Origin of the sequence: Sphingomonas sp. CV7422 (assembly GCF_027945725.1) — a bacterium.
GTDB classification, from domain to species: domain Bacteria; phylum Pseudomonadota; class Alphaproteobacteria; order Sphingomonadales; family Sphingomonadaceae; genus Sphingomonas; species Sphingomonas kyungheensis.
In genome coordinates this window covers 827,294-845,559 of record NZ_CP115900.1, presented here as the reverse complement: position 1 = coordinate 845,559, position 18,266 = coordinate 827,294, and the positions used below count along the sequence as shown (strand labels likewise).

At 67.9% G+C, this 18,266-nt stretch carries 19 protein-coding genes and 2 tRNA genes; 11 read left to right on the top strand and 10 right to left on the bottom strand.

From position 1 onward, the window contains the following. The first annotated feature begins 296 nt into the window (after positions 1-296). Together katG and PBN85_RS04100 are read left to right on the top strand one after the other, a co-directional pair. Positions 297-2,516, top strand: a complete 2,220-nt coding sequence (gene katG / locus PBN85_RS04105; RefSeq protein WP_037534608.1) for a catalase/peroxidase HPI — start codon at positions 297-299, stop codon at positions 2,514-2,516. A 338-nt stretch (positions 2,517-2,854) separates the two neighbouring features. After that, entirely contained in the window at positions 2,855-4,183 is a 1,329-nt protein-coding gene (locus PBN85_RS04100; protein WP_271300227.1) for a PQQ-dependent sugar dehydrogenase, read from the top strand. Positions 4,184-4,221: 38 nt separating this feature from the next. On the opposite strand, the gene PBN85_RS04095 is transcribed toward PBN85_RS04100, so the two are convergent. Further along, the gene (locus PBN85_RS04095) at positions 4,222-4,440 is read right to left on the bottom strand and encodes a hypothetical protein (protein ID WP_037534613.1); all 219 of its coding nucleotides are present in this window, start codon (positions 4,438-4,440) and stop codon (positions 4,222-4,224) included. A gap of 277 nt (positions 4,441-4,717) precedes the next feature. Here PBN85_RS04095 and PBN85_RS04090 point away from each other — a divergent pair, with 277 nt between their 5' ends. Next, positions 4,718-4,933: a cold-shock protein gene (locus tag PBN85_RS04090; protein ID WP_037534615.1), complete on the top strand. Its 216-nt coding sequence runs from the start codon at positions 4,718-4,720 to the stop codon at positions 4,931-4,933. Between the two features lie 42 nt (positions 4,934-4,975). Here the strand turns inward: PBN85_RS04090 and PBN85_RS04085 are convergent, their stop codons facing one another. From PBN85_RS04085 to PBN85_RS04075, 3 genes are all read right to left on the bottom strand, one after another. Beyond that, a complete protein-coding gene (locus PBN85_RS04085; RefSeq protein WP_051583456.1) occupies positions 4,976-5,626 on the bottom strand; it encodes an outer membrane protein in 651 nt (216 codons plus the stop codon). Between the two features lie 231 nt (positions 5,627-5,857). After that, positions 5,858-5,933 (bottom strand) — tRNA-Ala (locus PBN85_RS04080). 84 nt (positions 5,934-6,017) lie between these two features. Next, positions 6,018-6,338, bottom strand: a complete 321-nt coding sequence (locus PBN85_RS04075) for a TIGR02300 family protein (RefSeq protein WP_037534617.1) — start codon at positions 6,336-6,338, stop codon at positions 6,018-6,020. 106 nt (positions 6,339-6,444) lie between these two features. Between PBN85_RS04075 and aroA the strand changes: the two genes are divergently transcribed. From aroA to PBN85_RS04040, 7 genes are all read left to right on the top strand, one after another. Then, positions 6,445-7,776, top strand: a complete 1,332-nt coding sequence (gene aroA, locus PBN85_RS04070; protein WP_271300226.1) for a 3-phosphoshikimate 1-carboxyvinyltransferase — start codon at positions 6,445-6,447, stop codon at positions 7,774-7,776. After that, positions 7,773-8,441: a (d)CMP kinase gene (cmk, locus tag PBN85_RS04065; protein ID WP_051583457.1), complete on the top strand. Its 669-nt coding sequence runs from the start codon at positions 7,773-7,775 to the stop codon at positions 8,439-8,441. The genes aroA and cmk overlap by 4 nt, the downstream gene beginning before the upstream one ends. A 241-nt stretch (positions 8,442-8,682) precedes the next feature. Further along, entirely contained in the window at positions 8,683-10,404 is a 1,722-nt protein-coding gene (gene rpsA, locus PBN85_RS04060) for a 30S ribosomal protein S1 (RefSeq protein WP_037534621.1), read from the top strand. A gap of 131 nt (positions 10,405-10,535) precedes the next feature. Continuing rightward, the gene (locus PBN85_RS04055) at positions 10,536-10,814 is read left to right on the top strand and encodes an integration host factor subunit beta (RefSeq protein ID WP_037534623.1); all 279 of its coding nucleotides are present in this window, start codon (positions 10,536-10,538) and stop codon (positions 10,812-10,814) included. Between the two features lie 75 nt (positions 10,815-10,889). Beyond that, positions 10,890-10,973, top strand: a tRNA-Leu gene (locus PBN85_RS04050). Between the two features lie 5 nt (positions 10,974-10,978). Then, the gene (locus PBN85_RS04045; RefSeq protein WP_271300225.1) at positions 10,979-12,409 is read left to right on the top strand and encodes an ABC transporter substrate-binding protein; all 1,431 of its coding nucleotides are present in this window, start codon (positions 10,979-10,981) and stop codon (positions 12,407-12,409) included. A 5-nt stretch (positions 12,410-12,414) separates the two neighbouring features. Next, the gene (locus tag PBN85_RS04040) at positions 12,415-12,840 is read left to right on the top strand and encodes a DUF4112 domain-containing protein (protein WP_200870410.1); all 426 of its coding nucleotides are present in this window, start codon (positions 12,415-12,417) and stop codon (positions 12,838-12,840) included. A gap of 3 nt (positions 12,841-12,843) precedes the next feature. On the opposite strand, the gene PBN85_RS04035 is transcribed toward PBN85_RS04040, so the two are convergent. The 3 genes from PBN85_RS04035 to nadC form a co-directional block, all read right to left on the bottom strand. Beyond that, complete coding sequence (locus PBN85_RS04035; protein WP_271300224.1) at positions 12,844-13,548, bottom strand: ribonuclease T2 family protein; 705 nt, start codon at positions 13,546-13,548, stop codon at positions 12,844-12,846. Continuing rightward, positions 13,545-13,991, bottom strand: coding sequence for a hypothetical protein (locus PBN85_RS04030; RefSeq protein WP_271300223.1), 447 nt, complete (start codon positions 13,989-13,991; stop codon positions 13,545-13,547). The genes PBN85_RS04035 and PBN85_RS04030 overlap by 4 nt, the downstream gene beginning before the upstream one ends. Positions 13,992-14,405: 414 nt before the next feature. Beyond that, positions 14,406-15,254, bottom strand: coding sequence for a carboxylating nicotinate-nucleotide diphosphorylase (gene nadC, locus PBN85_RS04025; protein WP_271300222.1), 849 nt, complete (start codon positions 15,252-15,254; stop codon positions 14,406-14,408). Positions 15,255-15,328: 74 nt separating this feature from the next. Here nadC and PBN85_RS04020 point away from each other — a divergent pair, with 74 nt between their 5' ends. Next, complete coding sequence (locus PBN85_RS04020; RefSeq protein ID WP_200870411.1) at positions 15,329-15,475, top strand: hypothetical protein; 147 nt, start codon at positions 15,329-15,331, stop codon at positions 15,473-15,475. A 1-nt stretch (position 15,476) separates the two neighbouring features. On the opposite strand, the gene nadA is transcribed toward PBN85_RS04020, so the two are convergent. The 3 genes from nadA to PBN85_RS04005 are packed head-to-tail and all read right to left on the bottom strand — an operon-like array spanning position 15,477 to position 18,099. After that, positions 15,477-16,490 carry a quinolinate synthase NadA gene (nadA, locus tag PBN85_RS04015; protein WP_271300221.1) on the bottom strand — a complete coding sequence of 338 codons (1,014 nt, stop codon included), beginning with the start codon at positions 16,488-16,490 and terminating at the stop codon, positions 15,477-15,479. A 32-nt stretch (positions 16,491-16,522) separates the two neighbouring features. Beyond that, positions 16,523-17,260 (bottom strand): DUF4230 domain-containing protein, encoded by a 738-nt coding sequence (locus PBN85_RS04010; RefSeq protein WP_037534632.1) that lies wholly within the window; start codon positions 17,258-17,260, stop codon positions 16,523-16,525. After that, positions 17,242-18,099, bottom strand: coding sequence for an MBL fold metallo-hydrolase (locus PBN85_RS04005; RefSeq protein WP_037534634.1), 858 nt, complete (start codon positions 18,097-18,099; stop codon positions 17,242-17,244). Before PBN85_RS04005 ends, PBN85_RS04010 begins: the two co-directional genes overlap by 19 nt. Positions 18,100-18,266 lie beyond the last annotated feature (167 nt).

Below are 18,266 nucleotides of genomic sequence, written 5' to 3'. Positions count from 1 at the left end.
CTGCCCTCACCCAGCGGCGCGGCGCGCCTCTTCCAGTATCGGATCGATCATGCCCCCCGGCACGATCGATCCAATACTCCCGGCGGGAAAGGGAAGAGGCGGCGAAGCCGGCGATCGGGTGAGGTCAAGGTAAGCGCGACCTTAGGCGCGACTCCGGACCATTGATCGCTCCAACCGATCACCGCCTTCGCATATTCGCGTTTTCGCGATCTGTCTCGTTCCGGTAGCAATGGCATCATACCGGTGTGGCTCGACAAATCGGCCGCGCCTGCGAACCCGATCGAGGAGAGATGCACATGGACGCGATCACCGAAGGCAGTCCTATCAACGATCCCCGCCGCCAGCCTGCGGCGAAGCGCCGTCTGCTCGGCCACACCGCCAAGGATTGGTGGCCGGAAGCCCTGTCGATCGACATCCTTCACCAGAAGGGCGTCAGCGGCAATCCGATGGGCGACGATTTCGATTACCGCTCCGAATTCCTCAGCCTCGACTATGATCAGCTCAAGGCGGACCTGACCGCGCTGATGACCGACAGCCAGCCGTGGTGGCCGGCGGACTATGGCCATTACGGCCCGTTCTTCATCCGCATGGCGTGGCATTCGGCGGGCACCTATCGCACCGGCGACGGCCGCGGCGGCTCGTCGGCCGGCCAGCAGCGGTTCGCGCCGCTCAACTCGTGGCCCGACAACGGCAATCTCGACAAGGCGCGCCGTCTGCTGTGGCCGATCAAGCAGAAATACGGACGCCAGCTGAGCTGGGCGGACCTGTTCATCCTCGCCGGCAACGTCGCGATCGAATCGATGGGCGGCCCGACCTTCGGCTTCTCCGGCGGGCGTGAGGACGTGTTCGAACCCGAGAAGGACGTCTATTGGGGCACCGAGGAGGAATGGCTCGGCCAGACCCGTATCGACGAGGAAGCCGGGCTGGCGCTCGAAAGCCCGCTCGCCGCGATCCAGCACGGCCTCATCTACGTCAATCCGGAAGGTCCGGGCGGCTGCCCGATGCCCAAGGGTTCGGCGCGCGACATGCGCGAGACCTTCGCGCGGATGGGGATGAACGACGAGGAGACGGTCGCGCTCACCGCCGGCGGCCATACCTTCGGCAAGGCGCACGGCGCGGGCGATCCGAGCCACGTCGGCAAGGAGCCGGAAGGGTCGGACATCGCCAGCCAGGGTCTCGGCTGGGCGTCGACGCATGAGAGCGGCATGGGCGATCATACGATCACCAGCGGCCTCGAAGGCGCATGGACGCCGACGCCGACGACGTGGGACATGAGCTATTTCGACATGCTCTTCGACCACGAATATGAGCTGACCAAGAGCCCCGCCGGCGCGCATCAGTGGCAGCCGGTCGGCAATCCCGAGGACACGCTCGCGCCGGCGGCGCATACCCCGGGCAAGAAGGTGCCGACGATGATGTCGACCGCCGACATGGCGCTCAAGGTCGACCCGGCGTATAACGCGATCTGCCAGAAATTCCGTGCTGATCCCGCCTATTTCGCCGACGCCTGGGCGCGCGCCTGGTACAAGCTGACGCATCGCGACATGGGGCCGAAGATCCGCCTGATCGGCCCCGAAGTGCCGCAGGAAGAGCTGATCTGGCAGGACCCGATCCCGCTCGCCGACTATCCGCAGATCGAGTCGGCCGACATCGCCGACCTCAAGGCGCGCATCGCCGACTCTGGTCTGTCGATCGAGGAACTGGTCACCACCGCCTGGGCGTCGGCGTCGACGTGGCGCGGATCGGATCATCGCGGCGGCGCCAATGGCGCGCGCATCCGGCTTGCGCCGCAGAAGGATTGGGAGGTCAACCAGCCCGAACAGCTCGCCAAGGTGCTCGGCACCTACGAGCAGATCAAGGCGGACTTCGATGCAGCCGGCGCGAAGACGGTGTCGATCGCCGACCTGATCGTGCTCGGCGGCTCGGTCGGCATCGAGGCGGCGGCCAAGGCGGCCGGTCAGACGATCGAGGTGCCGTTCAAGCCCGGCCGGACCGACGCCTCGGCCGAGCAGACCGACGCCGAGGGCTTTGCGGTGCTCGAACCGCGTGCCGACGGCTTCCGCAACTATCTCCAGGTCCAGTTCAACGTGCCGACCGAAGAGCTGATGGTCGATCGCGCCCAGCTGCTCGGCCTCAGCGCGCCGGAGATGACGGTGCTGGTCGGCGGGTTGCGCGTGCTCGGCGCAAACCATGCCAAGGCGAAGCAGCACGGGGTGTTCACCGACCGGCCGGGGCAGCTGACCAACGACTTCTTCGTCAACCTGCTCGACATGGGCACCGCGTGGAAGCAGATCAGCGACGAGAGCGACGAGGAATTCGTCGGCACCGACCGTCATACCCACGAGAAGAAGTGGACCGCGTCGCGCACCGATCTGGTGTTCGGCTCCAATTCGCAGCTGCGCGCGATCGCCGAAGTCTATGCCGCTTCGGATGCGGGCGAGATGTTCGTCCGCCACTTCGTCCAGGCCTGGACCAAGGTGATGAACGCCGACCGCTACGACCTGCTGCCGGGCTGAGCCGGCGGGTGTAACTAACGGTAGGAGCCCCCCGCGAAGGCGCAAACCTTCGCGGGGGGCTCGTCGTTTCTGGCAGGCACCGTGCCGGACCGACGAGGGTTTGCGCTTCGGTGAACCGCATTCCCGCGCACACAGGAATCCACCAGCCACGCTAGACGACGACCTTTGTGCCGAGATACACAAGGCTATCGCCTGCGCGGGAGCCGGGACGGACTGGATGGAAACGTCACGCGCGCGAAGCCATATGGGCGCAGCAAGCGACCCGCGCCCCGCCGACGCATCCGCACACCGCCATATCGCCCCTTCCGCCGCGCGCTTTGCCGCCCTATCCTCTGCTCATGCTCAAGCACGTCCTGCGCCTCGCCGCGCTTCTGTTCGTCATCGCGGTGGCGGTGGTCGTCTATCTTGCCTGGCCGGATACGGCGCAGGTGCCGTTCGACCGCGTCACCGGCAAGCGGCCGCAGATCACCGAGGCGCGCGTCCAGACCCTGCCCACGGTCAAGGTCGCCGACGTGGTCGGCTGGCAGGGCAATGAAACCCCTACCCCCGCCGCCGGCCTGACCGTCAAGGCCTTCGCCAAGGGGCTCGACCATCCGCGCTGGCTGTACCGGCTGCCCAATGGCGACGTGCTCGTCGCCGAGACGAATTCGCCGCCGCGCAAGGGCGGCGGCATCCAGGGCTGGGTGATGGGGCTGCTGCTCGGCAAGGCGGGGGCCGGCGTGCCGTCGGCCAATCGCCTGACGCTGCTGCGCGACGCGGATGGCGACGGCGTCGCCGAACAGCGCCACGTCTTCATGACCGGGCTCAACTCGCCGACCGGCATGGCGCTGCTCGACGGCCAGCTCTACGTCGCCAATACCGATTCGGTGGTGCGCGTTCCCTATACCGACGGCGCGACGCAGATCACCGCCAAGCCCGAGCTGATCGTCAAACTCAACGGCGGCGGCAACCATTGGGCGCGCACGCTGATCGCCGCGCCCGACGGCCGCACGCTCTATGTCGGCGTCGGCTCGTCATCGAACATCGCCGAGAACGGGCTCGAGGCCGAAAAATATCGCGCCAACATCCTCGAGGTCTATCCCAAGGAGAAGACCTTCCGCATCTACGCCTCCGGCCTGCGCAATCCACAGGGCATGGCGATCAGCCCGTTCAACAAGCAGTTGTGGACGGTGGTCAACGAGCGCGACATGCTCGGCTCCGACCTTGCGCCCGACTATCTGACGCAGGTCGAGCTGGGCGACCAGTTCGGCTGGCCGTGGTTCTATTGGGGCGGCTATCCGGACACCCGGGTCGAGCCGGCGCGCCCGGACCTCCAGCAATATTCGAAGCGCCCCGACTATGCGCTCGGGCCGCACGTCGCCGCGCTCGGCCTCGCGTTCAGCGACGAGGTCAGGCTCGGCGGGCGGTTCGCGCAGGGGGCTTTCATCGGCGAGCACGGTTCGTGGAACCGCAAGCCGGTGTCGGGCTACAAGGTGGTGTTCGTACCGTTCGCCGCACGCGGCTTCCCGGCGGAGGGCGCCAAGCCGGTCGACGTGCTCGGCGGCTTCCTCGACGGTAACGGTAAGGCACGCGGGCGGCCGGTGGGCGTGATCGGCGACCGCAGCGGTGCTTTGCTCGTCGCGGACGACGTCGGCAACACGATCTGGCGGGTCGCCGGCGCGCGCTGACGCCGGTGTCGCGCGGCGCGCGCCCGGCGCGCCGCGTCTCAGGCGGTGCGCAGCCGCAGCGGTGTGCGCTCGACCGCGCCGTTCAGCACCTTGCGGCCGAACACGCGGTTCATCGTCGCGGCGCCGTCGGCGTTGGTCAGCACGACGCGCGTGCCGCCCGAGGCGAGCGTCTCGATCGCGCTGATCGTCACCTTATGCTTGCGGCACGCGGTTTCGACATCGGCTTTGGCGGCATTGACGTTGATGGCGCGTGACATGCGGATCTCCCTTTGGGCAGCGGGAGCGCATATCATCTCTCAGTCGGGCCATGCGCGGATGGAGCAGCCCGATAGCCAGAAGATGGCCGCTTCCGCAGCGCAGCGCAAGCCCTGCCCCTTGCCGTTTCGCCCTGCGTCCGCCATATAGGTCAGGCTAGAGTCGCACATCGACGGTCTACGGCGTGCTTTGCGGCTCCCTCTTCCTTCCTTCCCTGCTTCGCGCGCGACAGGCGCGTCGGTAATCGTACCGCCGCGCCGCAAGTAGAAAGGATCTGCGATGAGCAGCATCACCGGCACCGTCAAATTCTTCAACGCCGACAAGGGCTATGGCTTCGTTGCCCCCGATACGGGCGGCGCTGACGCCTTCGTCCACATCACCGCGGTGGAGCGCGCCGGCATGGCGACGCTGAACCAGAACCAGCGGATCAGCTACGACCTCGAGCAGGACCGCCGCGGCAAGACCTCGGCCGTCAATCTGCAGCCGGTCGATTGATCGGGTGACGGGAGCCCGCGCGATCCGCGGGCTCCCGTCGTCTCAGAAGCGGATACCCATGCCGTAGACGACCTGATGCCGCCGGGGCTCGATGCTCGCGCGCAGGCCGTCGCTCACCGCCGACTTTTCGCCATAGCCGGTGTAGACATATTCCAGCCGCCCGTAGACGCGGCCGCTGAGCGTCCCCTCGACGCCGCCGCCGACGTGAAAGCCGTTGAAGTTCCGGCCTTCGTCCACGTCTGCGCGCACCAGCGTATCATCACGATAGTCGAGCTTGGCACGGCCGTTCGAATAGCCGCCCTTGGCGTAGAGCGCGAATGACCCGGACACCGGCACCCCGAGCCGCGCACCCGCGGTGAAGTTGCGCCCGGCGCGCAGGCAGAGCTGGTCCTGACCGTAGAGCTCGCCGCATTCCTTCGCCGACGACCCCTCATAGCCGAAGTAGCCGCCGACCAGCACGTTGCTCAACGCATAGTCATAGCCGATCTCGCCGCCGTAGACGACGCCGTCCTTGCCGGCGGTGCGGTTGATGCTGTCGACGCCGTCAGACACGCCGGCGCGAATCGTCGGCCGGTCCCAGCCGACGCGCGCTTCGATCCGGGCGCCGGTGAACAGCGGATCGACCGTCTGTGCCGAGGCGGAGGATGCGACCGACGCGGCGACCGCGACCGCCCCCAAAAGCATGATCTTCATAATGTCTCCCGAACCGGCATCGATACCGGACGCGAGCGTTTAAGCATGAGAGTGGTTAACAGGTCTTTGACCCGAGCACCGGCAACGACATGTGCCGATGATGCAAGTATTCCCAAAGCGGAATTACTTCAGAATGGTAGGGATGACATCCCGGCGGTAGGAGCGAGGACAAGGCCTTCGCACTCGGATGCTGGGGATGAGGGAGCGACACAGGGGCGCTCGGGAACGGAATGGTGGAGCCGAGGGGGATCGAACCCCTGACCTCTGCAATGCCATTGCAGCGCTCTCCCAGCTGAGCTACGGCCCCATTCGTTCCGGGAGGCGCCCCACTAGCGGGGGCACCGGGGCATGGCAAGCGCTGAATGATCGCCTGCCATGCCTTTTTTTCAGATCAATGTTCGTCTTCGTCGTTGGGCGCCTCGACGCCGAGATCGTCGTCCCCGCCGAGATCGACCTCATCGTCGGCCGAGGGCTCTTCCTCTTCGCCCAGCGCTTCCAGATCCTCGTCCTCGCCCTCGAGGTCGCGATCGGCCTCCTTGGTGTCGGGCTTGGCCTGCTCGAACGGCAGCGGCTGCTTGGACTTGAGGATCGGCTCCGGGTTCCACGTCGTCCCGCAGTTGATGCAGGTGACGGGATCGTCCTTTTCGAGGTCATAGAAGCGCGTCGCGCATTTCGGGCACGTACGCTTCGTGCCCCATTCCGGCTTGATCATGCCGTTCGTGCCTTTCGGAATTGGGTGTCGCAGGCAAAGCAAGGCCTTGCCCGTGAGGTGGTGCGCGCCTTGCCATAGCGCAAGGTGGCTGTCAAAGCCCCCGGCCATGGCGCATTCCGATCCCCAGGAACTGAGCGTGGCCCCGCGTGGCCCCCTCACCGGCTCCCTCCAGGTGCCCGGCGACAAGTCGATCAGCCACCGCGCGCTGATGTTCTCCGCGCTCGCGGTCGGCGAGAGCCGCATCACCGGACTGCTCGAGGGCGAGGACGTGCTCGCCACCGCCGCGGCGCTGCGCGCGATGGGAGCGGATATCGAGCGGACCGGCGCGGGCGCCTGGCGCGTCAACGGCGTCGGCGTCGGCGGCCTGCTGCAACCCGCCACCGCGCTCGAGATGGGCAATAGCGGCACCTCGACGCGGCTGCTGATGGGGCTCGTCGCCAGCCACCCGATCACCGCGACCTTCACCGGCGACGCCTCGCTGTCCGCCCGGCCGATGGGGCGCGTGATCGAGCCGCTGTCGCAGATGGGCGCCGCCTTCACCGCCAGCCCGGGCGGTCGGCTGCCGCTGATGCTGCGCGGGATCAGCCCGGCGGTGCCGATCACCTACACGCTCCCCGTCGCCTCCGCGCAGGTCAAGTCGGCGGTGCTGCTCGCCGGACTCAACACGCCGGGAATCACCCGCGTCGTCGAGCCGGTGGCGACGCGCGATCACAGCGAGCGGATGCTGCGCGGCTTCGGCGCCGAACTGACGATCGAGGACGATCCCGCCGGACGGATCATCGCGATCCACGGCGAGGCCGAGTTGCGCCCGCAGACGATCACCGTGCCGGGCGACCCCTCCTCGGCCGCCTTCTGGCTGGTCGCGGCGTCGATCGTCCCCGGCTCCGACCTCGTCGTCCGCAACGTCGGGCTCAACGTCACCCGCACCGGGCTGATCGCGGCTCTGCGGCTGATGGGCGCGGACATCACCGAGCAGGACCGGCGCGAGGTCGGCGGCGAGCCGGTCGCCGACCTTCACGTCCGCCACGCCCCGCTCACCGCGATCGAGGTGCCGCCCGAACTGGCGCCGAGCATGATCGACGAATATCCGGTGCTCTTCGTCGCCGCCGCCTTCGCGGCCGGACGCACCGTGGCGCGCGGCGCGCACGAATTGCGCGTCAAGGAATCCGACCGGATCGCGGCGATGGCAGCGGCGCTCACCGCCTGCGGCGTCGCGTGCGAGGAATATGAGGACGGGCTGGCGATCACCGGCACCGGCGGCGAGACGATCCCCGGTGGCGCGCGCGTCGCCTCGCTGCTCGATCATCGTATCGCAATGAGCATGACCGTCGCCGGCCTGCATGCCACACGGCCGGTCGTCATCGACGACATAGCCCCGGTGGCGACCAGCTATCCGGCTTTCTATAAGACATTGGACGACGTGTCGGAGGAAGCATGATCATCGCAGTCGACGGTCCGGCGGCATCGGGCAAGGGCACGATCGCCCGGGCGCTTGCCCAGCATTACGGCCTCCCGCATCTCGATACCGGCCTGCTCTACCGCGCGGTGGCGTGCAACGTGCAGCGGATGGAGCTCAACCCCGCCAAGGAGGCCGACGCGGTCGCCGCCTGCGACTTCGACGAGGCGCTGCTCGACGATCCGGTGCTGCGCACGGACGATATCGGCCAGCTCGCCTCGATCGTCTCGGCGCATCCGCTGGTGCGCGCCTCGCTGTTGCAGCGGCAGAAGCGCTTCGCGCGCCAGCCCGGCGGGGCGGTGCTCGACGGTCGCGACATCGGCACGGTGATCGCGCCCGATGCCGACGCCAAATTGTTCGTCAAGGCGACGACGCAGGTCCGCGCGCAGCGCCGCCATCGTGAATTGCTCGGCAAGGGCTTCGATGTCAGCTTCGTCAAGGTGCAGATGGACATCCGCGCCCGCGACGCGCGCGACACCGCCCGCTCCTCCGCGCCGCTCAGCATGGCGGCGGATGCGGCGCTGCTCGACACCAGCCAGATGACGATCGAGGCGAGCATCGCGCGCGCGATCCAGCTGGTCGAGGCGCGATGCGGTGCGCTCGCCCGCCAGCGCGAGCATGCGGCCAGCGGCGCCAGCCCCGCCTGAGCTTGCCAAAACGCGGTTTTTGACGTAGGGGAATATTGTCCTGCGAGCCGATGCTCGTGGAGGTAGGCGCGACCGGCTGGCCCGTTCGCGCCCTTTTCGCATCAGCGCATCGCCTGCCTCCGCCTGCCGACGCCCAACGGATGCCGCGATCGGCATGGGGTCGGCACGGCGTTTTCAGCCAAGACCATCGGAACCAACCGATTGGCCGGAAACAGATAAACCTCGAGGACACTCTAACCTTATGGCTACCCAGCCCCTTCCCAGCCGCGACGATTTCGCGGCGATGCTCGATGACATGTTCGGCGGTGCCGACAGTTTCGAGGGTCGCGTGGTGCATGGCACCGTCACCGCGATCGAGAACGATCTTGCCGTCATCGACGTCGGCCTCAAGTCCGAAGGCCGCGTGCCGCTGCGCGAATTCGCCGCACCGGGCCAGAAGGCCGACCTCAAGGTCGGTGACGAAGTCGAAGTCTATGTCGACCGCGTCGAGAACATGCATGGCGAAGCGATGCTCAGCCGCGACCGCGCCCGCCGCGAAGCCGCCTGGGACAAGCTGGAGCTTGAATTCAGCAAGACCGCGCGCGTCGAAGGCGTGATCTTCGGTCGCGTCAAGGGCGGCTTCACCGTCGACCTGTCGGGCGCCGTCGCCTTCCTGCCGGGGTCGCAGGTCGATATCCGTCCGGTGCGTGACGTCACGCCGCTGATGGACATCCCGCAGCCGTTCCAGATCCTCAAGATGGACCGCAAGCGCGGCAACATCGTCGTGTCGCGTCGCGCGGTGCTGGAAGAAACCCGCGCCGAGCAGCGTTCGGGCCTGATCCAGAGCCTCGCCGAGGGTCAGATCATCGACGGCGTCGTCAAGAACATCACCGACTACGGTGCGTTCGTCGACCTCGGCGGTATCGACGGCCTGCTCCACGTCACCGACCTCAGCTACAAGCGCGTCAATCATCCGTCCGAGATGATCGCGATCGGCGACACGGTGAAGGTGCAGATCATCCGCATCAACAAGGACACGCAGCGCATCAGCCTCGGCATGAAGCAGCTCGAGTCGGATCCGTGGGACGGCGCGAGCGCCAAGTATCCGATCGGCGCCAAGCTGTCGGGCCGCGTCACCAACATCACCGAATATGGTGCGTTCGTCGAGCTGGAAGCGGGCATCGAAGGCCTCGTCCACGTCTCGGAAATGTCCTGGACCAAGAAGAACGTCCATCCGGGCAAGATCGTCAGCACGTCGCAGGAAGTCGATGTGGTGGTGCTCGAGGTCGACGAGGACAAGCGTCGCATCAGCCTCGGCCTCAAGCAGGCGCAGAACAATCCGTGGGAAGCGTTCGCCGCCGCCCATCCGATCGGTTCGACCGTCGAGGGCGAAGTCAAGAACGCGACCGAGTTCGGCCTGTTCATCGGCCTCGACAACGACGTCGACGGCATGGTCCACATGTCGGACATCGCCTGGGGCGTGTCTGGTGAGGATGCCCTCAACCTGCACCGCAAGGGCGAGACCGTGCAGGCGGTGGTGCTCGACATCGACGCCGAGAAGGAGCGCATCAGCCTCGGCATGAAGCAGCTCGAGCGTGGCGGCCCCTCGGCCGGCGGCATTGCGGCATCGGGCGATCGCCTCAACAAGAACGCGATCGTCACCGTCACCGTGCTCGAAGTCCGCGACGCGGGCCTCGAAGTGCAGCAGGGCGACGACGGCGCGACCGGCTTCATCAAGCGCACGGATCTGGGTCGCGACCGCGACGAGCAGCGTCCGGAGCGTTTCCAGGTCGGCCAGAAGTTCGACGCGATGGTGACCGGCTTCGATCGTTCGAAGAAGCCGACCTTCTCGATCAAGGCGATGCAGATCTCCGAAGAGAAGCAGGCGGTTGCGCAGTACGGCTCGTCCGACTCGGGCGCGACGCTCGGCAACATCCTCGGCGAGGCGCTCAAGGCCCGTTCGGCGGACGCCGACAAGAAGTAAGGGAATTGGGACTGGAGTGGTGCAGACCATTCCAGTCCCTTTTTTCTTGGTTTAAGTTCATTTCGGGCCTATACGCCAGCTCCATTGATCTCTATCAAGCGCCCGTTGCATGATCCGGGGGGGAGTTTGCGATGATCCGGTCTGAGCTTGTTCATAGACTATGTGAGTTGAATCCCGATCTGTCGGGGGCGGAGGTCGACGCGATCGTCACGACCTTCTTCGACGAGATCGCCCGGCGCCTCGCCAGCAATGGCCGCGTCGAACTGCGGGGCTTCGGTGCCTTCTCGACCCGCGCGCGCGATGCCCGGATCGGCCGCAATCCGCGCACCGGCGACCCGGTCGAGGTCGACGCCAAGCGCGTTCCCTATTTCAAGCCCGGCAAGGAAATGCGGGCCCGGCTCAACGTCTGATCGCCGCCGCGACGCCGGCGGATGATCGTAGCGGGTTGACGCTCGCCGCCGATTGCGCTTCCCGTGACGGCGTGTGCGGACGTGGCGAAATCGGTAGACGCTTCCGACTTAAAATCGGCTTCCTTTGGAGTGCGGGTTCGAGTCCCGCCGTCCGCACCATCCTCGTGTCGCTCGGCCTCGCCGCGGCGCCGCTCGCCGGATGCAACCAGCGCCCCGATTCGGGGCCGGTGATCGTCAGCGCGATCGGCCAGCCGCCGCGGCCGGTCGATCCCGCCCGCGTCCGGCTCGATACGCCGACCGGGCTGCTGCTCGACGCCACCGCCGAAGGGCTGGTGCGCTATGATGCCGCCGGCCAGATCGAACCCGGCCTCGCCGAACGCTGGATCGTGATCGACGAGGGGATGAGCTATATCTTCCGCCTCCGGGACGCGCGGTGGAGCGACGGCAGCCGGGTCGAGGCGGATCAGGTCGTCGCCCAGCTCCGCCACCAGCTGGCGCGCCGATCGCGCAATCCGCTCGCCCCGTTCCTCACCGCGGTCGATGAGATCGTGACGATGACGCCGCAGGTGATCGAGGTGCGGCTGGCGCGTCCTCGCCCCGATCTGCTCAAGCTGTTCGCCCAGCCCGAACTCGCGCTGTGGCGGAGCGGTACGGTCGGCGGTGCCGGGCCGATGCGCATCGTGCGCGGCACGCGCAGTCCGCTGCTCCGCCCCGCCGCCGATCCCGGCCGCGCCGATCCCGACGATCCGCAGCGGCTCGCCCCCGAACAGGACGTAAGGCTGATCGGCGAGCGGGCGGCACGCGCGCTCGTCCGCTTCGCGGCACGCGAATCGGATTATGTCGCAGGCGGCAGTTTCGTCGACTGGCCGCTCGTCGGTCTCGCCGGCATCGCCCCGGCCAATATCCGCATCGATCCCGCCGCCGGACTGTTCGGCCTGTCGATCGTCCATCGCGACGGCTTCCTGGCCGACCCGGCGCATCGCGCCGCCCTGAGCGGTGCGATCGACCGCGTCGCGATCACCGCCGCGGTGATGGCCAATTGGGAGCCGGCCGAGCGCATCCTGCCCGAGATGCTCGACTCGGCCGCGCCGCCGGCGCTGCCCGGCTGGTCGCTGCTCACGCCCGAGCAGCGCGCCGCCGCGCTCCGCCAGCAGGTCGCGGCCTATGGCGCACCGGTCAGCCTGCGGATCGCCTTGCCCGCCGGCCCCGGCGCGACTCTGGTCTTCGCGCAGCTCGCCGTATCGCTGCGCACCGCCGGCATCACGCCGGTGCGCGTCGGCGCGAGCGATGACGCCGACCTGCGCCTGCTCGACCTCGTCGCGCCTTATGACAGCGCTCGCTGGTATCTCGCCAATGCCTGCGCCGTCTGCGCCCAACCCGTCCAGGACGCGCTGATCGCCGCGCGCGACGCGCCGACGCTCGCCGAACGCGCGCGGTTGATCGCCGCCGCCGATGCGGCGCTCGCCACCGATACCGCCTTCATCCCGATCGCGCGGCCGCTGCGCTGGTCGGCGGTGGCGATGCGGCTGCGCCAGTGGCGCGCCAATACGCGCGCCTGGCACCCGTTGAACCGGCTGCGCGACGACACCAATTAAGGTCTATGACCGTCACCCGCCCCACCCGGATCGAAGCCCGCTCGATGCTCGAATCGCTCCCCGTCGGCCGCGACCCCGCCGCGGTGCGCGTCCGCCTCGAGGCGATGGAGCGGGTGATGGAGGGGCTGGTCACCATCCCCGGCACCAACCGCAAGCTCGGGCTCGACGTGATCCTCGATCTCGTCCCCGTCGCCGGTCCGACGATCGCCGCCGTCGTCGGCGCGTGGCTGGTGTTCGAAGCGCGCAATCTGCACATGTCGAAGCTGCAGATGGCGCGGATGTTCGGCAATGTCGGGATCGACTGGGCGCTGGGGCTGATCCCCTTCATCGGTGCGGTGCCCGACTTCTTCTTCCGCTCGAACACGCGCAACCTGCGGATCATCCGCCGTCACCTCGACAAACATCATCCGGCGACGGCGGTGATCGGCTAAGGCCTAGAGCGCGATCTTCACCGTCGCGGCGCCGGGCAGGCCGCCCTGGTGCACGGGGCAGCGCTGATAGCGGAAGGCCGTGTCGAGGCAGATCCAGATCTCGTCGAGCCAGCCTTGTTTCGTCGCGGTGACGCGCATCATGTCCGCGCCGAGGCCGGGATTGCGCTTCGCCATCGCCGCCGCGACCGCCCCCGCCGTCACCGGCCCGCGGGACAGCGCCGCCCAGTCGGGGAAGCGCAACTTGCCGTAGAGCCGGTTCGACGTCGTGAAATAGCGTTCCGGATCATAGCCCGCCATGCAGGTGCCGTGCTTCGACCATTCGTGCTGCATCAGCTGCGCCGACGGCGTCGCGCAGATATGCCGCCGGATTGTCGCGCGCGACAGCAGCGGCGTCGCCTGACAATATTGCGGCCAGTCCTTGCCGACCCCGTCGGGCCACAGGCCATGCAGGGTGAAGCCGAACCGCTGCCCGGAGCGGCATTGGAAGCGGGCATCGCCGTCGCCGCCATGGTCGCGGCAATATTGCGGCGACCAGGTGATCGCGAGCGTATAGCCGCCGATCGGCAGCAAGCGCCGCGGCTGGCTGTCGCTTGGCAGATCGGGGCGCGGCCGCGGCAGCGCTCCCGGGGCGATGCAGCGATCGGCCTGCGCCTGGGCGGCGACCGGCAACAGCGCGACCAGCGCGGCGGCGGCGAGACGGACGATCACGGATGCAGCGCCAGATCGTCGTCTTCGTCCAGCCCTTCGCCGAACCACAGCCGGGCGTCCGGCTTGAACAGCATCACCGCGGCCGCGATGTAGAGCATGTTGGCGACGAAACCGAGCGCGATCTGGGCGCTCATCGCCGACCGCCCCATGGCGAGCAGCGCGAGCGCCGACAGCAGACCGAACGCCCCCAGCGCGGCGAACACCACCTGCACCCATTTCGCGATGACGCTCGGCCGGCGGGCGACGAAATACCAGATCAGCACCGCGATCGTCAGCCCCAGCACCTGGGAGGCCGGCAGGAACCAGGTCGCCTTGGCGAGCATCGGATTGGCCGCGAGCACCGCCTGCGACTTGCTCCAGTTGAGCCCGGCGTTGACCAGCCCGAGGATCACCGAGGCCCAATAGAATTGCTCGAACCGCGCGATCGATGGCGGTTTGGTCATGGCACGTCCCCCTTGTCAGACCGGCCCAGCCTAGCCGCGCCGCCGCGCCGCGTGCAAGGGAGTTGGCGGGATGGCCTGCCGGAGCAGGCCCTGTGTTCGAGAAGTCCAAGAGACGCAATTGACCTGACGCTCGACGCAGCCTCGAAAGACCATGCCGAGCTTCATGGCTTCTTACTTAACAGAACCGACGCTTTGTAGTGCAGTAGCCAAGCTATACCAGCGCTCCCGCGAACGCGGGAACCCAGTGTTTCTTTGCCGCGTACCGCTGTTCTGCTGGGCCACTGGATTCCCGCTTTCGCGGGAATACTGGTCATCCAGAGCAATTGGCATATCTTGGCAAAGTATCAACTTCGTCGCGGGCGCCTCAACAGGAAAACGCCGCGGTCGATCGACTGGAATGCCCTCGACCACCCCTCACACCGCGGTGAAGTCGAGCCCGATATCCGCGGCCGGCGCCGACTGGGTGAGCCGCCCGACCGAGACATAGGTCACCCCCGTCTCGGCGATCGCGCGCACCGTGTCGAGCCGCACGCCGCCCGAGGCTTCGGTCGGCACGCGTCCGGCGACCCGCGCCACCGCCTCGCGCAGCATCGCCGGCGGCATGTTGTCGAGCAACAGATGGGTCGCGCCCGCGTCGATCGCCGGTTCGATCTGGTCGATCCGGTCGACCTCGACGATGATCCGGTCGATCCCCGCCGCCACCGCGCGCTCGACCGCCGGCGTGATGCCGCCCGCGACCGCGACGTGATTGTCCTTGATCATCGCCGCATCCCACAGGCCGAGCCGGTGGTTCTGGGCACCGCCGCAGCGCGTCGCATATTTCTCCAGCCGGCGCAGGCCGGGAATGGTCTTGCGCGTGTCGAGCAGCACCGCGCCCGTCCCCGCAATCGCATCGACATAGGCACGGGTCAGCGTCGCGATCCCCGACAGATGCTGGATGGTGTTGAGCGCGGACCGCTCCGCGGTCAGCAGTGCGCGCGCCCGACCCTCGATCCGCATCAGCTCGCTATGTGCCGACATCCACGCGCCGTCCTCGACCAGCGGCGTGATCCGCGCCTCGGGGTCGAGCGCACGGAAGAACGCCTCGGCAAGGCCGAGACCGGCGACGACGATCTCGTCGCGCGTATCCATCACGCCGGTGAAGCGCGCCTCCGCCGGGATCACCGCCGCCGCGGTGATATCGCCGGCGGTGCCGAGATCCTCGGCCAGCGTCGCGGTGACGAAGCGATCCGGGTCGAAACCATCTAGAGTAAAGCCGGTCATGCGTATACGATCCTGTCAAATGCCACGGTGGACGTATCGTCCTGGATTCGCGGCCAGATCATGGGGAACAGGCGATGACCGATCGCGAGGCACTGGACGAGTTGCAGCACCTGCTGGCCGCCGCATTGCAGAAGGCGGACGAGCTCGATCTGATCCTGGTCGGCATCCATATCAACGAAGCCCGCAATCTGATCGCCCCCGTCGCCGCGCCGACGCACTAGCTCAGTCGCCGGTGACCGGCAGCGGTGCGGCAGGCGCGGGGCCGAGATCGCCCTGCCCGACCGTCGCGGATGCCATCGCCAGCATCGCGTCGAGGCTGGTCTTCGCCTTCAGCCGCAGACCTTCCTCGATCTCGATCCGGGGGGTGAGGTCGCGCAATGCGACGTAGAGCTTCTCCATCGTGTTGAGCGCCATATACGGGCAGATATTGCAGTTGCAGTTGCCGTCCGCCCCCGGCGCGCCGATGAAGCGCTTGGCCGGCATCGCCTTTTCCATCTGGTGGATGATGTGCGGCTCGGTCGCGACGATCAGCGTCTCGCCCGGCATCGCCTGCGCGAATTCGAGGATGCCGCGCGTCGAGCCGACGTAATCGGCATGGTCGAGGATCACCGCCGGACATTCCGGATGCGCGGCGACCGGCGCGCCGGGATGCTGGGCCTTGAGCTTGAGCAATTCGGTCTCGCTGAACGCCTCGTGGACGATGCACACGCCCGGCCACAGCAGCAGCTCGCGCCCGGTCTTGCGCTGGAGATAGCCGCCGAGGTTGCGATCCGGCCCGAAGATGATCTTCTGGTCGCGCGGCAGCTGCGCCAGGATCGCCTCCGCCGAGGACGAGGTGACGATGACGTCGCTCAGCGCCTTCACCTCGGTCGAGCAGTTGATGTAGGTCAACGCGATATGATCGGGATGCGCGGCGCGGAAGGCGGCGAACTGGTCGGGCGGGCAGCTGTCCTCGAGCGAACAGCCGGCGTCCATGTCGGGCAGCACGACGATCTTGTCGGGGCTGAGGATCTTGGCGGTCTCCGCCATGAAGCGGACGCCGCAGAAGGCGATGACGTCGGCGTCGGTCGCCTGCGCCTTGCGGCTGAGGTCGAGGCTGTCGCCGACGAAATCGGCGAGGTCCTGCAACTCGGGCTTTTGATAATAATGCGCCAGGATCACGGCGTTGCGCTCCTTGCGGAGGCGCTCGATCTCGGCGCGCAGGTCGAGCCCGGCGAAGCTGGTGCGAAGGTCCATAGCGTCTCCGTTAGGCGATTGCGCGCCCGCCCTCAACGGGCGTTGCCAAGCACTTCCGCCAGCGAGCGGCTTTCGTCCCAGCGTTCGGTCGATGCGGTGGGATCGTCGACGAAGCTGACCTTGACGGTGGCGTCGATCCCGGCGGCGCGCAGCGGCATGACGAAGCTGTTCTCGACCGCGCGGCGCGTCGCATCGCGCGCGAGCTTCATCGGCGTCGCGTCGCGCGCCTGGCGGACCAGCTCCGCCTGCCCGGCGCGGCGGTTGGCGGCATCGAGCGCGGTATCGGCATCGGTCAGCCGCGACAGGATGCCGCCGCTGCCATATTCGCGGATCGCGGTGAGATCGACCTGCGGCCCGTCGAGTTCGATCGGCGGCAGCCGCACCGACAGCGTCCGCGTCGCCGCATCCCAGGCGACGTCGCGCTGCGTCAGCTTGCCGAGATCGACCTCGTAGCGCACCAGCCCCGGCATGATCAGCGTCTTCTCGGTCGACAGGCCGAGCTGCGACTGGCGCGAGGTGCTGACCGCGACGAATCGCGCGGCAAAGGCGGACAGGCGGTTCTGTTCGCGCAGGCCTTGCAGGCTGGCGCTGGCGACGGTGGTCGGATCGGGCGACAGCTTGCGCTCGACGTAGCGCTGCACGCCCCACAGGCCGATCAGCACGGCGAGGCCGAGCAGCACGATCACGCCCGCCGCCTTGCCGAGGAACGACCCGGTCGAGCCGCGCGGCGGTTCGGGCGTCGCCGGCTCGTTCACCCCGTGATCCGCCATTGCTCGCCCTCCTCGTCTGCCAAGCCCCGTCCTCTCAAATCATAGAGATGTGCGAGCACCGATCGTTGCGCCGCGGGGATTAATCGCGGATCGAGCCCGACGTACATCCGCGCCGTCATGTCGGCGAGCGGCAGCGGCCCGGCGGCGAGCAGCCGCAGGATCTGCCCTTCGCGCTGCTTGCGATGGCCGAGCATGCCGCGCACCAGCCGCTGCGGCTGTTCGACCGCCTCGCCGTGGCCGGGATAATAGATGCGCTCGTCGCGACCGAGCAACCGCTCGAGGCTCGCCATATACTGGCCCATGTCGCCGTCGGGCGGCGAGACCACGCTCGTCGCCCAGCCCATGACGTGATCGCCCGAAAAAAGCGCCCCCGTCTCCGGCAGCACGAAGGCGAGATGGTTGGAGGTATGGCCCGGCGTCGCCAGCGCCCGGAGCGTCCACCCATCGCCCTGCACGGCCTCGCCATCGGCGAGCACGCGGTCGGGCGCATAGTCGGCGTCGAACGCCGCATCGAGCCCGGGATGGTCGCCGGTGACGTGCTGCGGCACCGCGCCGACGATCGGCGCCCCGGTCGCGGCGGCGAGCGGGCGGCTGGCGGGGCTGTGGTCGCGATGATGATGGGTGATGACGATCGCGCGCACCGGCCGGCCGGCGATGATACGCAGCAGCGTGTCGATATGCGCCGGATCGTCGGGGCCGGGATCGATCACCGCCAGATCGTCATGCCCGACGATGTAGGTCTGCGTGCCCCCGAAGGTGTACGGCGACGGATTGGGCGCGAGCACGCGGACGACGAGCGGCTCGAGCTGGATCGGGATACCGGTCGGATGCTCAGCCATCGATCCGGATGTGGCCTGCAACGGAGCCGAGCGCAAGGGCGGACTGCCGCTGGGGCGCGGCCGGGAGGGCATGGCGCGACGAAAGCGCTCGTCGTGCGGCGCGAGCGGCGCGGCGCGTCTCCCCCGCGCCGGGCGTCGCGGATGCTGTTTCGGACGCAAGGCCCTCG

What these genes read in the sequence shown, in the direction of transcription:
- katG (WP_037534608.1), top strand. Translation starts at nt 297, where the DNA reads ATGGACGCGATCACCGAAGGCAGTCCTATCAACGATCCCCGCCGCCAG.
- PBN85_RS04100 (WP_271300227.1), top strand. Translation starts at nt 2,855, where the DNA reads ATGCTCAAGCACGTCCTGCGCCTCGCCGCGCTTCTGTTCGTCATCGCG.
- PBN85_RS04095 (WP_037534613.1), bottom strand. Translation starts at nt 4,440, where the DNA reads ATGTCACGCGCCATCAACGTCAATGCCGCCAAAGCCGATGTCGAAACC.
- PBN85_RS04090 (WP_037534615.1), top strand. Translation starts at nt 4,718, where the DNA reads ATGAGCAGCATCACCGGCACCGTCAAATTCTTCAACGCCGACAAGGGC.
- PBN85_RS04085 (WP_051583456.1), bottom strand. Translation starts at nt 5,626, where the DNA reads ATGAAGATCATGCTTTTGGGGGCGGTCGCGGTCGCCGCGTCGGTCGCA.
- PBN85_RS04075 (WP_037534617.1), bottom strand. Translation starts at nt 6,338, where the DNA reads ATGATCAAGCCGGAATGGGGCACGAAGCGTACGTGCCCGAAATGCGCG.
- aroA (WP_271300226.1), top strand. Translation starts at nt 6,445, where the DNA reads ATGGCGCATTCCGATCCCCAGGAACTGAGCGTGGCCCCGCGTGGCCCC.
- cmk (WP_051583457.1), top strand. Translation starts at nt 7,773, where the DNA reads ATGATCATCGCAGTCGACGGTCCGGCGGCATCGGGCAAGGGCACGATC.
- rpsA (WP_037534621.1), top strand. Translation starts at nt 8,683, where the DNA reads ATGGCTACCCAGCCCCTTCCCAGCCGCGACGATTTCGCGGCGATGCTC.
- PBN85_RS04055 (WP_037534623.1), top strand. Translation starts at nt 10,536, where the DNA reads ATGATCCGGTCTGAGCTTGTTCATAGACTATGTGAGTTGAATCCCGAT.
- PBN85_RS04040 (WP_200870410.1), top strand. Translation starts at nt 12,415, where the DNA reads ATGACCGTCACCCGCCCCACCCGGATCGAAGCCCGCTCGATGCTCGAA.
- PBN85_RS04030 (WP_271300223.1), bottom strand. Translation starts at nt 13,991, where the DNA reads ATGACCAAACCGCCATCGATCGCGCGGTTCGAGCAATTCTATTGGGCC.
- nadC (WP_271300222.1), bottom strand. Translation starts at nt 15,254, where the DNA reads ATGACCGGCTTTACTCTAGATGGTTTCGACCCGGATCGCTTCGTCACC.
- PBN85_RS04020 (WP_200870411.1), top strand. Translation starts at nt 15,329, where the DNA reads ATGACCGATCGCGAGGCACTGGACGAGTTGCAGCACCTGCTGGCCGCC.
- nadA (WP_271300221.1), bottom strand. Translation starts at nt 16,490, where the DNA reads ATGGACCTTCGCACCAGCTTCGCCGGGCTCGACCTGCGCGCCGAGATC.
- PBN85_RS04010 (WP_037534632.1), bottom strand. Translation starts at nt 17,260, where the DNA reads ATGGCGGATCACGGGGTGAACGAGCCGGCGACGCCCGAACCGCCGCGC.
- PBN85_RS04005 (WP_037534634.1), bottom strand. Translation starts at nt 18,099, where the DNA reads ATGGCTGAGCATCCGACCGGTATCCCGATCCAGCTCGAGCCGCTCGTC.